Here is a 14,997-nt window from a genome sequence, read left to right as displayed (position 1 = left end):
GCCGGGCAAACATTACTGCCTACATACTCAAGCGGTTTTTAACTGCTGAATTTTCTTTTCGCGGCGAATTTTACGTTCTTCGAATACCGCCACCACGGCCATCAGGCAGATACAGCCGATAGCGGCAGCATCCAGCGCGGCGAAAGTGCCCGCCCAGCCGGTCAGGCCGAAGACTGGCGTACCGTCGGCAATCATCCCGAGGCCGAGCTTAGCGAAGCTGTCGCCAATCAGGTAAGCGAAGGTGCCTTTAATGCCGTCTGCCGCGCCAATCGCTTTTTTCGGCACAAAACCGACTGCCGCCACGCCGATTAACAGCTGTGGACCAAACACCAGGAAGCCGAGGGCGAACAGCGATGCCAGGTAAACGTACTGGTTGCTGGCGTGCTGATAGACGCCGAGGGTGGCGATAATCAACGCCAGCGCCACGCAGGCCACCAGCGCACGGCGACCGTTTGCCAGGTCAGAGAGCCAGCCCCACAGCAGCGTGCCGACCAGCGCACCCACTTCAAACAGGGTAAAGCCCTGAATCGCCACTTCTTTGGAGAGCTTGAGCTCCTGGAAGGCATAGACGGTAGACCACTGATCGATGCCGATACGCACCACGTACAGGAAGATGTTGGAGAAGCACAGCAGCCAGATAACTTTGTTTTTCAGCACATACTCAACAAAGATCTGCCACTTGGTCATCTCGTTTTCTTCGGTCTCTTTGTCCTCTTCGCTGATCTCTTCGCCAAACAGCTCTTCCGCTTTGCCAAGGCCGTAAGATTCCGGGGAATCGCTGCCGTAGCGCAGGCCAATAAAGCCGACAATCAGGGCAATAATCGACGGGAAGACAAACATGCCGATAACGTGGCCGTCGAACAGAACGTTGGCACCAAACAGTGCCACACCCGCCGCACCTGCACCGCCGAGGTTGTGGGAAATATTCCACATCCCGAGATAGGAACCGCGCTTACGGCGCGGCGTCCATTTGGTGATCGTCGAGTAGCTGCACGAGCCGCCGGTACTCTGGAAGAAACCGCTCAGCGCATAGAAGGCAATCATCAGGAACAGGCTGGTTGAACCCGCGCCCATGCTGGCGCTGAAGCCAAGCATACAGATGGCGGAGAGGATCAGCATGAACGGCAGGAACTGCTTGGTGTTTTTGCCGTCGGCGTAGTAGGAAACCAGCGTTTTACCCACGCCGTAGGTGATGGAGAAGCCCAGGCCAATCATCCCCAGCTGCGTCATGCTCAGCCCGTAGGTGGAGATCATGTCGTTCTGCGCGATGTTGAAGTTTTTGCGGATCAGGTACATGGTCAGGTAGCCGATGAAGACTACCAGATAGGACTGCATGAACGGCTTGAACCACATTTTACGCCGCACATCGAGCGGCAGATCCAGGGTCGGCTTACGCACCTGGTTTAAGAAGGCCAGCATGATTGGGTTACTCCTGAGCTGATTTTTATACCTGCGAATAGCAGGCATTGTAAAAATCAGCCGGGAGAGATGCCTGAGACAGCGTCCAGGTGAAACCGGGAAAATTTCCTAGTTTTAGGTCATTCGACGTAGAAAGGTGAGGCGGGTCACGCTTCGCGCGGCGCCTGAGCGTTTAAGAACGGCAGCAGCAGCAGGGCTGAAATCCCCGCCGCGATGGCGATCACCACGAAAAAGCCGGTCCAGTGCCAGACTTCCATCACCTTCGCCAGCGGCCAGCCGGAGAGCGATGCGCCAAGATAGGCGAACAGCCCAACAAACCCGGTAGCGGCACCGGCCGCCTCTTTGTGCGAACACTCTGCCGCCGCCATACCAATCAGCATTTGCGGGCCAAAGACGAAAAATCCGGTGGTGAAGAAGCACGCCGCCTGCATTACGTAGCTGGCAAACGGCATCAACCATAGCGAGCCCACCGAGAGCAAAATCCCGGCGGCAAAAATCAGGTTCATCGGCCCACGGTTGCCGTTAAACAGTTTGTCCGATCCCCAGCCCGCCACCAGAGCGCCGATAAACCCACCCAGCTCGAACATGGTCACCGCGGTATTGGCGGTCACCAGATCCACGCCCAGCGTCTCGGACATATACAAATTGCCCCAGTCGTTGATCGCCGCGCGCACCACGTACACCAGCACATAGCACAGGGAAAGCAGCCAGATATACGGATTAAACAGCACGTATTTAGTGAGGATCTCTTGGCGAGTCAGCCCGGCGCCTTCCTGCTGCTGGGCGATTTCCAGCTCGTCATGCCGCCAGTCGCCAATCGGCGGCAGGCCGATAGCCTGCGGTCGGTCGCGAAGCCGCCAGCACAGAAAAATGCCGACCACGATAGCCATCGTGCCGGCCATCATCATCCCGGCGCGCCAGCCGTAGTGCAGCGCCGCCGCGCCCATCACGATGGGGATCAGCGCCCCGCCGACGTTGTGGGCCGTGTTCCACAGCGCCCACCAGCCGCCGCGTTCGGTACGTGAATACCACGTGGTCAATAGACGGGCACAAACCGGCGATCCCCAGCCCTGGAAGAAGGCGTTCAGCGCCCACAGCGCGGCGAAGGCCCACAGTGAGGTGGAGAAGCCGAACAGAATATTAACCACCCCGGTAGCAATCAGGCCGATGCCCATAAAATAGCGGGCGTTGGAGCGGTCGCTGACGATACCGGAGACAAACTTCGACAGCCCGTAGGTGATGTAAAACAGCGTCGCCAGCAGGCCAATATCGCTGCGGGTCAGCACGCCGTTAGCGAGAATTTCCGGCACCGCGGCGTTAAAGCTTTTGCGGGTGAAATAGAACAGCGCGTAGCCGAGCCAGATGGTCAACAGGATATGCCGCCGCCAGTAGCGGTAACGGGCATCGACTTCCTGTTTATCAGTGATGAGCGGCGCATTAGCCGGGGCTTTAAAAAAGGTCAGCATCAATGCTCCTTACGCGTGTCGCTGGGGCAGCGACACGCTGACGCGTGTGCCGTGCATGCAGGAAATAGTCAGCGACCCACCCAGCGCCGCCACGCGTTCGCGCATCCCGGTGAGGCCAAAACCTTGTTGATTCGAGCCCGGCGGCAGACCGCTACCGTCGTCCTCAATCACCAGCATTAACCGTTCGTCCTGTTGCCACCCCTGTAGCGTCACGGCGCTGGCGCTGGCGTGCTTCACAATGTTGTTCAGCCCCTCCTGACAGACGCGGAACAGCGTGACGCGCAAACCTTCACTGAGCGCAGACTCGTCTATCTGCCAGTCGAGATGGCTGACGATGCCACAACTCTCCAGCTCCATTTCACGCAGCAGCGAACGGATGGCCTGTTCCAGCGTCAGATCGTCGAGCTGGCGTGGGCGTAAGCGGCCGAGCAGACGGCGCACCGAATCGTAGACTCCCAACGACAGCTGTTCGATATGCGCCCCGCTTTGCTTCACGCCAGTATTTTCAGGCGCCAGGCGCTGCACGATGCCTGCCTGAGTACGAATCGCGGTGATGGTCTGACCGATATCGTCGTGCAGTTCACGCGCCACGTCGCGGCGCACGCTCTCTTCAGTTTCCAGCAGCCGTTCCGCCAGGCGATGGTTACGCGCCAGCTCATTTTGCAGCGATTGGTTCAGTTCGCGCAGACGCTGAATCCCAGCCCCGAGCAGCAGCCCGGTCAAGCTTTGCGCCAACAGAGAGAGCAGTAAATCCACCGGGTGATCGTGCCAGGTCTGACTGGCAATCAGCGCAATGGCGTTCATCAGCGTTGCAATCAGAGCCCCCTGCCAACCGTAGTGCCAGGCAAGCGCAATGATCGGCAGGGCGAGACAAAACGGCGTGAAGCGAGACAGTTCATTCGGCAGGCCAAGCTGGAGCCACAGGCTGACGCTAAACAGCAGCAGGTACCAGACCAGATGACGCCCGCGCCAGTTGACCGGCTGGGAAACCACCGCCGGGCCTAGCGGCAGCCAGGTGGTGCTGGTCAGATAGTGCCAGAAGACAAGGCAGATGGGTGCCAGCGTCAGCCCGCCGGTAAGGGTCAGCAGCAGCGCGTTGAGCGCCTCTTCCCCCTGCCCCAGCCACGGCAGCGATTGCAGCAGCGCGGCAGCGGTAAGCGCAGCGCCTTGTAACAGCAGAGTGCGCCAGTCGCGCTGATGGCGATAGCGGGAAATGAGCGCTACCGGCAGCAACGTCAGCAGACTTCCGATCATCAATATTGGCAGATGCGTCAGCGCCACTTCCTGCGCCAACCAGAACAGCAGTAGCCATTCTGCCCCCAGCAACACCGGCCAGTAACCGCGCGGGCATTGCAGCATCAACCCCAGACGCAGGCCGAACGGGAAGAGCAGCACTGCTAAATCAGGCCGTTCCACCAGATGCAGGCTGATACTCCACAGGCAAAACCACGCGGCGGAGAAGATAAAAAAGCAGGCAATAACGGTGATGAAGCGGGAGAGGAGCGTTTTCATTGCCAGCCGTCGAACATCCGGCGGGCCAGCTCAACGTCGTTGCTGACGTTAAGCTTTTCCATCAGGTTAGCGCGATGTACGTGCACCGTTTTCGGTGACAGCCCCAGCTCGGCGGCAATCTCTTTCACCGCCATCCCCTGCGCCAGTTTTTCCGCCACCTGCCGTTCGCGCTTAGTTAGCGGGTCCTGGCGTCCAGCGGCCAGTTTGACGGCGATATCCGGCGTTAAATAGCAGCCGCCGGTGGCGACCGTATGCACCGCCGCGATCAGCTCGTCCGGACTACAGCGTTTAGAGAGAAAACCGCGCGCACCGGCGTTCAGCGCCTGTTCCACCAGCGCCGGGCTGTCGTGAACCGAGAGCATGATGACCGCCATGCCTTTCGGCAGCTGGCCTAAAAGCTCAAGCCCGGAGATATCCGGCATCGAAATATCGCAGATGCAGACCTGCACGCCGCGCCCGGGCAGCCCCGCCAGCGCCTCACGACCGGAACCAAACTCAGCAATCACCTGTAAATCAGGCTCAAGCCCCAGCAGCTGCGCAAAGCCGGAGCGGACGATAAGATGGTCGTCAATAAGGGCAACGGTGATCATGAGTTCTGTCCTGGCGGGTAAAAAACGCGCTTACCTTAACCATAAGCGCGCTGGCGTTCAAGCTTTGAGCGGGTTACTCGAAGAAGACGGTGATTTTGTTAAACATCGACGGATCGGATTGGTTACGCGCCACTTTTACCACGTCTTCCAGCTTATCTATCTGGCTCATCATCTGCTCCAGACGCTGGTCATCGTTGACCAATAGCCAAATGCGGCTGTGGTCGCTGCCATGAATCGGTAGACATAGAATGCCTTCTACGTTGAACGCACGGCGGGCAAACAGCCCGCAGACGTGAGTCATAACGCCGGGATGGTTACGCACGGTGAGTTCGAGAATGACGTTGTCATGAGTCTGTTGTTGCATGGCTTATTCCCCCACCATTTCGGTATTTGCCGCACCCGGCGGCACCATCGGATACACTTTTTGCTGCGCGTCGATGCGCACGTGAATCAGCGCCGGCCCTGGACGATTGATAATCGCTTGCAGCGCGGCCTGCGGGTCTGCTTCGTTGTTCAAATCGCAGGTATCAAGCCCAAACCCGGCGGCAATTTGCATGAAGTTAATCATGCCCGGATAAGTGGCAGCAAACACGCCCTGCGGGTAGAACAGGCTCTGCTGTTGATGCACCAGGCCCAGCGCTTCGTTGTTCATCAGGATGATTTTCACATCCAGCCGGTTTTCTGCCGCCGTCGCCATCTCCTGAATATTCATCATCAGGCTACCGTCGCCGGAGAAGCACAGCACTTTTTTATCCGGGTTCGCCAGCGCAGCACCAATCGCCGCAGGCAGACCAAAGCCCATGGTGCCCAGACCGCCAGAGGTCAGCCACTGGCGCGGACGGTTCAGCGGATAGGCCTGCGCAGTCCACATCTGGTGCTGGCCCACGTCGGTGGTGATGATGGCGTTGTCGTCAACGCAGGCCGCGACGGCGTTAATCAGGCCATAATGGCTGAGCGGATCGCCCGCTTCAGGGATCGCGCCCGGAAACTCTTGCTGCAGCTCGGCCACTTTGCCGCGCCACGCATCGCGCGGCTGCGCTTCAATCTGCGGCAGCAGCTGCGCCAGAACATCATCTACATCTGCCTGAATTGCCACGTGCGCCTGCTTGATTTTCCCCAGCTCGGCGCGGTCGATATCGACATGAATAATTTTCGCGTCCGGACAGAACTCCGCCACTTTCCCGGTTGCCCGGTCATCAAAACGTGCACCTAAAACAACCAGTAAATCAGACTGTTGCAGAATGAAGTTGGTGCTGCGCGCGCCGTGCATCCCCAGCATACCTAACGACAGCGGGTGCGCTTTTGGCAGCATACCCAGCGCCATCAGCGTCATAGTGGTCGGCAGATTGGCTTTTTCGGCCAGCTCGCGAACGCGCGCCGGGGCGTTAATCACGCCACCGCCCAGATACAGCACCGGACGCTGGGCGGCGTTAATCATCGCCGCCGCTTCACTCACGCTTTCGGTGCTAAATTCCGGGGTCGGCGCACGGCCACCGGGTTCCGGCAGCTCGCTGATTTCAATTTCAGCGGTCTGTACATCCTTAGGAATGTCTATCCACACCGGGCCGGGACGCCCCGACTGCGCAATCCGGAAGGCATCAGCAATAACCTGCGGCAATTCATTGATGTTGCGGACTAAGTAGTTGTGTTTGGTGATGGGGATAGAGATACCGTAGGTGTCGACTTCCTGGAAAGCGTCGGTGCCGATTAACGAGGAGGCAACCTGGCCGGTGATACACACCAGCGGAATGGAGTCGAGGCGCGCATCGGCAATAGCGGTCACCAGGTTGGTGGCGCCGGGGCCGCTACAGGCCATACACACCGCCGGTTTGCCGTGGGTTCGCGCCATGCCCTGAGCGATAAAACCGGCGCCCTGCTCGTGTCGCGCCAGAATATGGCGGATCTGTTTGCTTTGGCTTAATGCGTCGTACAGCGGCAACACCGTGCCGCCGGGAATGCCGGTGACCATGGTGATCCCCTGACGTTCCAGTAAATGAACGATCAATTGCGCGCCGGTAAAGCGCTGTGTTTGTGTTGTTGTGCCCGAACTTGCCATGCTCCAGTCCTTTTATTCTGGGCCGACTTTACGCTAAGGACTTCAAGTTGCAGATGCGTTGACTGCAGCTTGAGCCACTTCGCGTTTCCGGGCGGGGGGCTAGAAACTAAAAACCCCGCTCGGTTTGCGCCGGCGGGGTTTGGAATCGTGTGTGTTCCTGACCCTACGGCGCATTGCCGACGACCACCACCACACGCACGACGACTACCGCGGCTGGTAGCGCGGTTTTTAGTAGCGTCGAGGTCATCATGGTTGGAGTCATTAAGGGTCTATCTCGAATTCATAAAGTGAATTCATACAAACACAGCTTTTTCATGCTGACAATGGAAATATTTTCATCCGCACAAAAATGCAGCAAAGATCACATTTCTACCGTCAGGGAAAAAATCCAATCTGTCCCTTTTTTCCCCTATTTCTGGCCTTGGTTGCCGCCCGTCGGTTGTGTTACGTTTTGGTGAAATACCCCTGAGCAACGCATTATCATGACGCTTTCTGTTTTCTGCATTTTGCTGTTCGCCGCCCTGCTGCACGCAACCTGGAACGCTATCGTCAAAGCGGGAAACGACAAGCTTTACTCGGCCATCGGCGTCACCGGCTCCGCCGCGCTCATTGCGCTACTGCTGCTGCCCTTCGCCCCCGCCCCCTCAAGCGCCAGCGTTCCGTTCCTGATTGCCTCGACGATTTTGCAGGTTATTTACACCGTACTGGTGGCGAAGACCTATCAGATTTCGGATATGAGCCAAACCTATCCGCTGATGCGCGGCACCGCACCGCTGCTGGTCGCTATCGTTAGCGTGCTGCTGCTGGGCGACCCTCTCTCGGCGATGGCCTGGTTCGGCATTGCGGTGATCTGTACGGCGATTCTGGGGATGGCATTAAATGGCCGTTCTGGCTCGCAGTTGGGCGTTGTTTTGGCGCTGTTCAACGCCTGTATTATTGCCGGCTATACGCTCATCGACGGCACCGGCGTACGCCTTTCAGGTTCCGCCTTTGGCTACACGGTGTGGTCATTTTGCCTTAACGGCAGCAGCCTGCTGGCGTGGGCAATGATGACCCGCCGCCGGGAGGCATCGCGCTATCTGGCGCAGCACTGGAAGAAAGGTTTACTGGGCGGAATGGGCACCATGGGCTCCTATGGCCTGGCGCTGTGGGCGATGACTCAGGCCCCGCTGGCGGTGGTTGCGGCCCTGCGCGAAAGCTCTATTTTGTTCGGCGCCATCATCGCCTGGCTGCTGCTCAAAGAGCGTGTTTCCGGCCTGCGTTTCTTTGCGGCCTTCGGCATCGCCGCCGGCGCCATTTTGCTGCGCCTCTCCTGAAAATACTGGCAACTATTGTTGCCGTTTAACGTGTATAAATCCTGCCTGCATCACACATTTCATTTACATGATAGATGGTTAAATCATCATCTCGTTATGGTAGATTCCTCTCGCTTTTAGCGCATTACCTAGACATTTATTCTTATAAACCTAATTTTTATAAAGTTATCAGCGAAATGAAAAGAGACAGAAACGTCAATATCCTGGTGATGCTGGTGTTGCTTGTGGCCGTCGGACAGATGGCGCAAACCATTTATATCCCGGCGATTGCCCAGATGGCGAACGATCTTAACGTCCGTGAAGGGGCGGTGCAGAGCGTGATGGCGGCCTATCTGCTGACCTACGGCGTTTCCCAGCTGTTCTACGGCCCGCTGTCCGACAGAGTCGGACGCCGTCCGGTTATTCTGGTCGGGATGTCGATTTTTATGCTGGCCACGCTGGTCGCTATCACCACTCACAGCCTGACGGTGCTGATTGCCGCCAGCGCCATGCAGGGCATGGGGACCGGCGTCGGCGGCGTGATGGCGCGTACGCTACCGCGCGATCTGTATGAAGGCAGCCAGCTTCGCCACGCCAACAGCCTGTTAAACATGGGTATTCTGGTGAGCCCGTTGCTGGCTCCGCTGATTGGTGGCGTGCTCGAAACATTGATTAACTGGCGCGCCTGCTACGGCTTCCTGCTGGTGCTGTGCGCGGGTGTGACCTTCAGCATGGCGCGCTGGATGCCGGAAACCCGCCCGACCGGAGCGCCAAAAACGCGGCTTATCAGCAACTATAAAACGTTGTTTGGTAACAGCGGCTTTAACTGCTTCCTGCTGATGCTAATCGGTGGGCTGGCGGGGATTGCGGTGTTTGAAGCCAGCTCCGGCGTCCTGATGGGCGGCGTGCTGGGGCTCAGCAGTATGACGGTGAGTATTCTGTTTATTCTGCCGATTCCGGCGGCGTTCTTCGGCGCATGGTTTGCCGGGCGTCCAAACAAGCGTTTCTCCACAATGATGTGGCAGTCGGTACTCAGCTGCCTTGCTGCAGGGCTGATGATGTGGATCCCAGGTCTGTTCGGCGTGATGAATATCTGGACGCTACTGGTGCCCGCCGCGCTGTTCTTCTTTGGTGCTGGCATGCTGTTCCCGCTGGCAACCAGCGGCGCGATGGAGCCGTTCCCATTCCTCGCCGGTACCGCCGGGGCGTTGGTAGGCGGCCTGCAAAACATCGGTTCCGGCGTGCTGGCCTGGCTGTCGGCGATGATGCCGCAAACCGGGCAGGCCAGCATTGGCCTGCTGATGACGCTGATGGGGCTGCTGATTTTCCTCTGCTGGCTGCCGCTGGCGTCGCGCATGTCGCAGCAGGGACAGGCCGTTTAAACGCGGGCAAGCGGCATCTGTCGCTTACCGCCGCTATTTAACTTGTTCCTGTAGCCAGCCAATAAACGCCTCGATTTTCGGCCACTGCCGACCGGGCAGAGTGGTGATGTAATAGCGCTGATGACATTTCAGCGCCATATCGCCAAACGGCGCGACCAGCTCCCCGCTATCGAGGCGTTTTTGCACCAGCCGTTTACGCCCCATCGCGACCCCAATATGGTTCATCGCAGCAATCACCGCTAAGTCCGAACGATCGAAGCCAATGCCCGACGATGTCGACAAATTTACCGCATAATGCTGCGCCCAGCTGTGCCATTCATCGGTACCGGAATCATTACTCCACGCCTGTCTGTCATGCAGCAACGTACAGTGCGGCAGGTTCACCAGCCTGTCGGTGAGGTCGTAGCGGCGCGCGTATTCCGGGCTGCATACGGGCACAATCTCTTCATCCATCAGGACATGATGCGTCAGCTGCGCAGAGGGCGCGTCATCAAAATAGATCGCCAGATCGACCCCAGCGCGTTGCAAATTGACGTTGTCATTGCCGGTCAGGACGGTCAGCGAAATCGACGGATAGCGGCGGGTAAAGTCACCCAGCGCCGGCACCAGCCAGCACTGCGCGATGGAGGGGCGCGAATAGACGGTCAGCGTGCCGGACAGCTCCTGGTTTTTGATATCGAGAATTTCCTGGTTCAGCGTATCCAGCGACGACTTCAGCGCCCAGAACACCCGCTTTCCCTCGTGGGTCAGCTCCACCTTTCGGTGCGAACGGACAAAAAGCTGAATGCCCAGCTCCTCTTCAAGCTGATTAATACGGTGGCTGACGGCGCTGGGGCTCAATGAAAGCTCATCGGCCGCCAGCGCAAACGACTGGTGTCTTGCCGCCACTTCAAAGGTATAGAGCTTTGATAGCTGCCAGCCATTAAGCAGCCGATTTCTGACCTCACGAATGGGATCCATACTCACCTCTCTCCTCCTGATTTATGCCGCGGAGTGTAAAAAAAAGCGTCGTAAAAATCAGCACAAAGATGAACCAAGGTGAACCATATCGCATAAACATGGCGAAATAAGACCTTAATCACCATGTTGATTCAATCTAGCTCATGTGAAAGCGGATTTATATCGTTTGTCAGACCATGCCTTATTTTTGTCCAATATAACCCTATTAATCACAGGGCAAGGTGAGTTATGCACTCTCAAATCTGGGTTGTGAGCACGCTGCTGATAAGCATCGTGTTAATCGTTTTGACCATCGTGAAGTTCAAGTTCCACCCGTTTCTGGCACTGCTGTTAGCCAGCTTCTTCGTGGGTACGATGATGGGCATGGGCCCGCTGGATATGGTTAACGCCATTGAGAGTGGTATCGGTGGGACGCTGGGCTTCCTCGCCGCCGTCATTGGCCTCGGCACCATTTTGGGCAAGATGATGGAAGTATCCGGCGCGGCAGAACGTATTGGCCTGACGCTGCAGCGCTGCCGCTGGCTTTCGGCCGACGTCATTATGGTGCTGGTCGGGCTGATTTGCGGGATCACGCTGTTCGTTGAAGTTGGCGTGGTGCTGCTGATTCCACTGGCCTTTTCGATTGCCAAAAAAACCAATACCTCATTGCTGAAGCTGGCGATCCCGCTGTGTACTGCGCTGATGGCGGTGCACTGCGTTGTCCCTCCGCATCCGGCCGCGCTGTTCGTAGTGAATAAGCTGGGCGCGGATATTGGTACCGTGATTGTCTACGGTTTACTGGTGGGCTTAATGGCATCACTTATCGGCGGGCCGCTGTACCTGAAATTCCTCGGCAACCGTCTGCCGTTTAAGCCGGTACCGGCTGAGTTTTCCGACCTTAAGGTTCGCGATGAAAGCACGCTGCCTTCACTTGGCGCCACGCTGTTTACCGTATTGCTGCCAATCGGCCTGATGCTGGTCAAAACCGTCGCTGAGCTGAATATGGCAAAAGACAGCGCGGTTTATACGCTGCTGGAGTTTATCGGTAATCCAATAACGGCGATGTTTATCGCGGTCTTCGTGGCCTATTACATCCTCGGTTTGCGCCAGCACATCGGCATGGGCGCACTGCTGACCCACACCGAAAACGGCTTTGGCTCCATTGCCAACATCCTGCTGATTATCGGCGCAGGCGGCGCATTCAACGCTATCCTGAAAAGCAGCGGGCTGGCGGATACGCTCGCCCTCATCCTCTCCAACATGCACATGCACCCGATTCTGCTGGCCTGGCTGGTGGCGTTAATTCTGCATGCCGCGGTGGGGTCTGCCACCGTCGCCATGATGGGTGCGACGGCAATTGTGGCACCGATGCTGCCGCTCTATCCCAACGTCAGCCCGGAGATCATCGCTATTGCCATCGGTTCCGGTGCAATTGGCTGCACAATCGTCACCGATTCCCTCTTCTGGCTGGTGAAGCAATACTGCGGCGCGACCCTGAATGAGACGTTTAAATACTATACGACGGCGACATTTATCGCGTCGGTTATTGCACTGGCCTGCACATTCCTGCTTTCCTTTATTATCTAAGCGCAAAGAGACTGACTATGGAAAACATTCAAACACTTATCGCCCAGTATCCTTTAGTGAACGATCTGGTCGCTCTCAAGGAAACGACCTGGTTTAATCCTGGCACCACCTCTCTTGCGGAAGGTTTACCGTATGTTGGCCTGACCGAACGCGATGTTCAGGATGCCCACGATCGCCTGACGCGCTTCGCACCGTATCTGGCAAAAGCGTTCCCAGAAACCGCGGCCACCGGCGGCATTATCGAGTCTGAAGTCGCCGTTATCCCGGCCATGCAGAAACGACTGGAAAAAGAGTACGGCCAGTCTATCCACGGCGAAATTCTGCTGAAGAAGGACAGCCATCTGCCTATTTCCGGGTCAATTAAAGCCCGAGGCGGCATTTATGAAGTGCTGACCCACGCGGAAAAACTGGCGCTGGCAGCCGGTTTACTGACCACCGAAGATGACTACAGCATTCTGTTATCCCCTGAATTCAAACAGTTCTTCAGCCAGTACAGCATCGCGGTAGGCTCCACCGGCAACTTGGGCATGTCGATAGGCATAATGAGCGCCCGCATTGGCTTTAAGGTGACGGTTCATATGTCCGCCGACGCCCGCGCCTGGAAAAAAGCCAAGCTGCGCAGCCACGGCGTGACGGTGGTCGAATACGAAGAGGATTACGGCGTAGCGGTAGAGCAAGGCCGCAAGGCGGCGGAAACTGACCCGAACTGCTTCTTTATCGACGACGAAAACTCCCGCACGCTGTTTTTAGGCTATGCGGTCGCGGGCCAGCGCCTGAAGGCGCAGTTTGCGCAGCAGGGGCGCGTGGTGGATGCCGAGCACCCGCTGTTTGTCTATCTGCCATGCGGCGTTGGCGGCGGTCCTGGCGGCGTAGCATTTGGCCTGAAGCTGGCGTTTGGCGATAACGTCCACTGCTTCTTCGCTGAGCCAACGCATTCACCGTGCATGCTGCTGGGGGTTTATACCGGGCTGCACGATAACATTTCCGTGCAAGAGATTGGCATCGACAACCTGACAGCAGCGGATGGGCTGGCGGTCGGCCGCGCGTCGGGCTTTGTTGGGCGCGCGATGGAGCGCCTGCTCGACGGCTTGTATACCCTGGATGATCAGACGATGTACGACATGCTGGGCTGGCTGGCGCAGGAAGAAAATATCCGTCTTGAGCCTTCTGCGCTGGCGGGGATGGCCGGTCCTCAGCACGTTTGCGCCTCTGCGGAGTACCAGCAGATGCACGGCTTTAGCGCGGAACAGCTCAATAACGCCACCCACCTGGTGTGGGCAACGGGCGGCGGTATGGTGCCGGAAGCCGAAATGGCGCAGTACCTGGCAAAAGGGCGCTAATCGCCGCTGGAATTGATAGATGTAGCGGGATAAAAACGAGAATGCGCCAGCTGGGACTCCGGCTGGCGCATTGAGCATGACGAATTATGCGTCCGCCAGCTGTTTGGCTTTTTGCTCTTCTTCCTGCTGAGCCTGCTCGGTTTCCAGCATCTTCTTCTCGTAGACCTTAAAGAACGGGTAATAGATCGCCAGCGAGATAAAGAAGCAGACAAACACCAGCCCGCAGGCAATCAGGTTCCAGTTGGTGGTAATCAGCGCCCCCAGCGGCGCGGGGATGGTAAACGGCGGCTTGACCATCATGCGCGGAATCAGTCCACTGATGGTAAACAGGTACACCACCACGGTGTTCACCATCGGCGCGAGGATAAACGGCACCGCCAGAATCGGGTTCATGACGATCGGTGCACCAAAAATCATCGGCTCATTGATGTTAAACAGCCCCGGAATAAACGACAGCTTACCCAGTGATTTCAGATAGATAACCTTCGAGCGAATAAACAGCACCACCAGCGCCAGCGTGGAGCCGGTACCGCCCATCTGGGCATACCACTGGAAGAACTGTTCGGTGAAGATATTCGGCAGATCGTAGGCGCTGGTTCCGGCCTGGAACAGCTCCATATTCTGCACAATCGCCTGATCCCACAGCGGGCGAATCAATGGCCCCATCACCGCGTGGCCATGAATCCCAAACACCCAGAACAGGTCGATAAAGAACTGCGTGACGATGCCACCAAACAGGTTGGTGCCCGTCATAAAGCCCTTCAGCGGCATGATGATATAGCTGATGATGGCGTTGATATCGATATTTAAGAAATGCCGCGGGATCCAAAATATCAGCACTACCGCCAGCGTCGGGAACAGCGCCGAGAACGAACTGGCGACCACCGGCGGCACGCCTGCTGGCATTTTAATTTCAATATTGCGGACTTTAATAAAACGGTAGATCTCTATCGCAATGAGCGAAGAGATAATCGCGCCAAACAGCCCCTGCGAACTCAGCGAAGCAACCGGAATATAACGCCCGGAGATGGCATCACCGGCGACGGTAACGCCCTCTTTAATGTTGACCGGAACAATCATCAGCAACGTTGCTAACATCGCCAACAGGCCGCTGGTAATATCGTTGAGCTTGTAGCTTTTCCCTAAAAACGAACCGATGGTAAACGCGGCGTACAGCGACATTAAGCCAACGGTAAAGCGGAACGGCACGTCGAGGATATCGCGCCACGGCGCGATAAAATCCATATAACCTTTGATCGGGATATTAAGCAGAATAACGAAAAATGAGCCGACAATGGTCAGCGGCAAAATAGAAATTAAGCCGTTGCGTATCGCCTGCATATGACGCTGGTTACCAATGGCATTAGCCACCGGCAGCATTTTTTCAGCCAACCGTTCAAAGTAAGACATG

General features: G+C 57.1%; 13 protein-coding genes. 4 read left to right on the top strand and 9 right to left on the bottom strand.

Going from position 1 to position 14,997, the window contains the following annotated elements; translation table 11 throughout:
• Positions 1 to 27: 27 nt before the first annotated feature.
• The 7 genes from uhpT to ivbL form a co-directional block, all read right to left on the bottom strand.
• Entirely contained in the window at positions 28 to 1,419 is a 1,392-nt protein-coding gene (gene uhpT / locus LZ634_RS12710; protein WP_234505556.1) for a hexose-6-phosphate:phosphate antiporter, read from the bottom strand.
• A 146-nt stretch (positions 1,420 to 1,565) separates the two neighbouring features.
• Positions 1,566 to 2,885, bottom strand: coding sequence for an MFS transporter (locus LZ634_RS12705; RefSeq protein WP_234505555.1), 1,320 nt, complete (start codon positions 2,883 to 2,885; stop codon positions 1,566 to 1,568).
• Between the two features lie 9 nt (positions 2,886 to 2,894).
• Positions 2,895 to 4,397: a signal transduction histidine-protein kinase/phosphatase UhpB gene (gene uhpB, locus LZ634_RS12700; RefSeq protein ID WP_234505554.1), complete on the bottom strand. Its 1,503-nt coding sequence runs from the start codon at positions 4,395 to 4,397 to the stop codon at positions 2,895 to 2,897.
• Complete coding sequence (uhpA, locus tag LZ634_RS12695) at positions 4,394 to 4,987, bottom strand: transcriptional regulator UhpA (RefSeq protein ID WP_061280489.1); 594 nt, start codon at positions 4,985 to 4,987, stop codon at positions 4,394 to 4,396. The genes uhpB and uhpA overlap by 4 nt, the downstream gene beginning before the upstream one ends.
• A 73-nt stretch (positions 4,988 to 5,060) precedes the next feature.
• On the bottom strand, positions 5,061 to 5,351 hold the full coding sequence (ilvN, locus tag LZ634_RS12690; protein WP_052284620.1) for an acetolactate synthase small subunit: 291 nt from the start codon (positions 5,349 to 5,351) through the stop codon (positions 5,061 to 5,063).
• 3 nt (positions 5,352 to 5,354) lie between these two features.
• Complete coding sequence (gene ilvB / locus LZ634_RS12685; RefSeq protein WP_234505551.1) at positions 5,355 to 7,043, bottom strand: acetolactate synthase large subunit; 1,689 nt, start codon at positions 7,041 to 7,043, stop codon at positions 5,355 to 5,357.
• Between the two features lie 163 nt (positions 7,044 to 7,206).
• The gene (ivbL, locus tag LZ634_RS12680) at positions 7,207 to 7,305 is read right to left on the bottom strand and encodes an ilvB operon leader peptide IvbL (protein ID WP_234505549.1); all 99 of its coding nucleotides are present in this window, start codon (positions 7,303 to 7,305) and stop codon (positions 7,207 to 7,209) included.
• 220 nt (positions 7,306 to 7,525) lie between these two features.
• Here ivbL and LZ634_RS12675 point away from each other — a divergent pair, with 220 nt between their 5' ends.
• Both LZ634_RS12675 and emrD read left to right on the top strand, forming a co-directional pair.
• Positions 7,526 to 8,359 carry a DMT family transporter gene (locus LZ634_RS12675; RefSeq protein ID WP_234505546.1) on the top strand — a complete coding sequence of 278 codons (834 nt, stop codon included), beginning with the start codon at positions 7,526 to 7,528 and terminating at the stop codon, positions 8,357 to 8,359.
• 176 nt (positions 8,360 to 8,535) lie between these two features.
• On the top strand, positions 8,536 to 9,720 hold the full coding sequence (gene emrD, locus LZ634_RS12670) for a multidrug efflux MFS transporter EmrD (RefSeq protein WP_234505543.1): 1,185 nt from the start codon (positions 8,536 to 8,538) through the stop codon (positions 9,718 to 9,720).
• A 33-nt stretch (positions 9,721 to 9,753) separates the two neighbouring features.
• On the opposite strand, the gene dsdC is transcribed toward emrD, so the two are convergent.
• Positions 9,754 to 10,680, bottom strand: coding sequence for a DNA-binding transcriptional regulator DsdC (gene dsdC, locus LZ634_RS12665; RefSeq protein WP_234505595.1), 927 nt, complete (start codon positions 10,678 to 10,680; stop codon positions 9,754 to 9,756).
• Positions 10,681 to 10,908: 228 nt separating this feature from the next.
• Here dsdC and dsdX point away from each other — a divergent pair, with 228 nt between their 5' ends.
• Positions 10,909 to 12,246, top strand: a complete 1,338-nt coding sequence (gene dsdX / locus LZ634_RS12660) for a D-serine transporter DsdX (RefSeq protein ID WP_172728891.1) — start codon at positions 10,909 to 10,911, stop codon at positions 12,244 to 12,246.
• Positions 12,247 to 12,263: 17 nt separating this feature from the next.
• Positions 12,264 to 13,586 carry a D-serine ammonia-lyase gene (gene dsdA, locus LZ634_RS12655; RefSeq protein WP_234505540.1) on the top strand — a complete coding sequence of 441 codons (1,323 nt, stop codon included), beginning with the start codon at positions 12,264 to 12,266 and terminating at the stop codon, positions 13,584 to 13,586.
• Positions 13,587 to 13,670: 84 nt separating this feature from the next.
• Here dsdA and LZ634_RS12650 read toward each other — a convergent pair whose 3' ends face one another.
• Positions 13,671 to 14,996: a PTS sugar transporter subunit IIC gene (locus LZ634_RS12650; RefSeq protein WP_234505537.1), complete on the bottom strand. Its 1,326-nt coding sequence runs from the start codon at positions 14,994 to 14,996 to the stop codon at positions 13,671 to 13,673.
• Between the last annotated feature and the right edge of the window lies 1 nt (position 14,997).

It is taken from the genome of Kluyvera intermedia (assembly GCF_021440345.1).
GTDB classification, from domain to species: Bacteria; Pseudomonadota; Gammaproteobacteria; order Enterobacterales; family Enterobacteriaceae; genus Kluyvera; species Kluyvera intermedia_A.
Note: the sequence above shows the minus strand (reverse complement) of the source record. Positions and strands in the feature narration are given on the sequence as shown.

What these genes read in the sequence shown, in the direction of transcription:
- ilvB (WP_234505551.1), bottom strand. Translation starts at nt 7,043, where the DNA reads ATGGCAAGTTCGGGCACAACAACACAAACACAGCGCTTTACCGGCGCG.
- dsdC (WP_234505595.1), bottom strand. Translation starts at nt 10,680, where the DNA reads ATGGATCCCATTCGTGAGGTCAGAAATCGGCTGCTTAATGGCTGGCAG.
- LZ634_RS12705 (WP_234505555.1), bottom strand. Translation starts at nt 2,885, where the DNA reads ATGCTGACCTTTTTTAAAGCCCCGGCTAATGCGCCGCTCATCACTGAT.
- uhpT (WP_234505556.1), bottom strand. Translation starts at nt 1,419, where the DNA reads ATGCTGGCCTTCTTAAACCAGGTGCGTAAGCCGACCCTGGATCTGCCG.
- LZ634_RS12650 (WP_234505537.1), bottom strand. Translation starts at nt 14,996, where the DNA reads ATGTCTTACTTTGAACGGTTGGCTGAAAAAATGCTGCCGGTGGCTAAT.
- LZ634_RS12675 (WP_234505546.1), top strand. Translation starts at nt 7,526, where the DNA reads ATGACGCTTTCTGTTTTCTGCATTTTGCTGTTCGCCGCCCTGCTGCAC.
- ilvN (WP_052284620.1), bottom strand. Translation starts at nt 5,351, where the DNA reads ATGCAACAACAGACTCATGACAACGTCATTCTCGAACTCACCGTGCGT.
- dsdX (WP_172728891.1), top strand. Translation starts at nt 10,909, where the DNA reads ATGCACTCTCAAATCTGGGTTGTGAGCACGCTGCTGATAAGCATCGTG.
- dsdA (WP_234505540.1), top strand. Translation starts at nt 12,264, where the DNA reads ATGGAAAACATTCAAACACTTATCGCCCAGTATCCTTTAGTGAACGAT.
- uhpA (WP_061280489.1), bottom strand. Translation starts at nt 4,987, where the DNA reads ATGATCACCGTTGCCCTTATTGACGACCATCTTATCGTCCGCTCCGGC.
- uhpB (WP_234505554.1), bottom strand. Translation starts at nt 4,397, where the DNA reads ATGAAAACGCTCCTCTCCCGCTTCATCACCGTTATTGCCTGCTTTTTT.
- emrD (WP_234505543.1), top strand. Translation starts at nt 8,536, where the DNA reads ATGAAAAGAGACAGAAACGTCAATATCCTGGTGATGCTGGTGTTGCTT.
- ivbL (WP_234505549.1), bottom strand. Translation starts at nt 7,305, where the DNA reads ATGACTCCAACCATGATGACCTCGACGCTACTAAAAACCGCGCTACCA.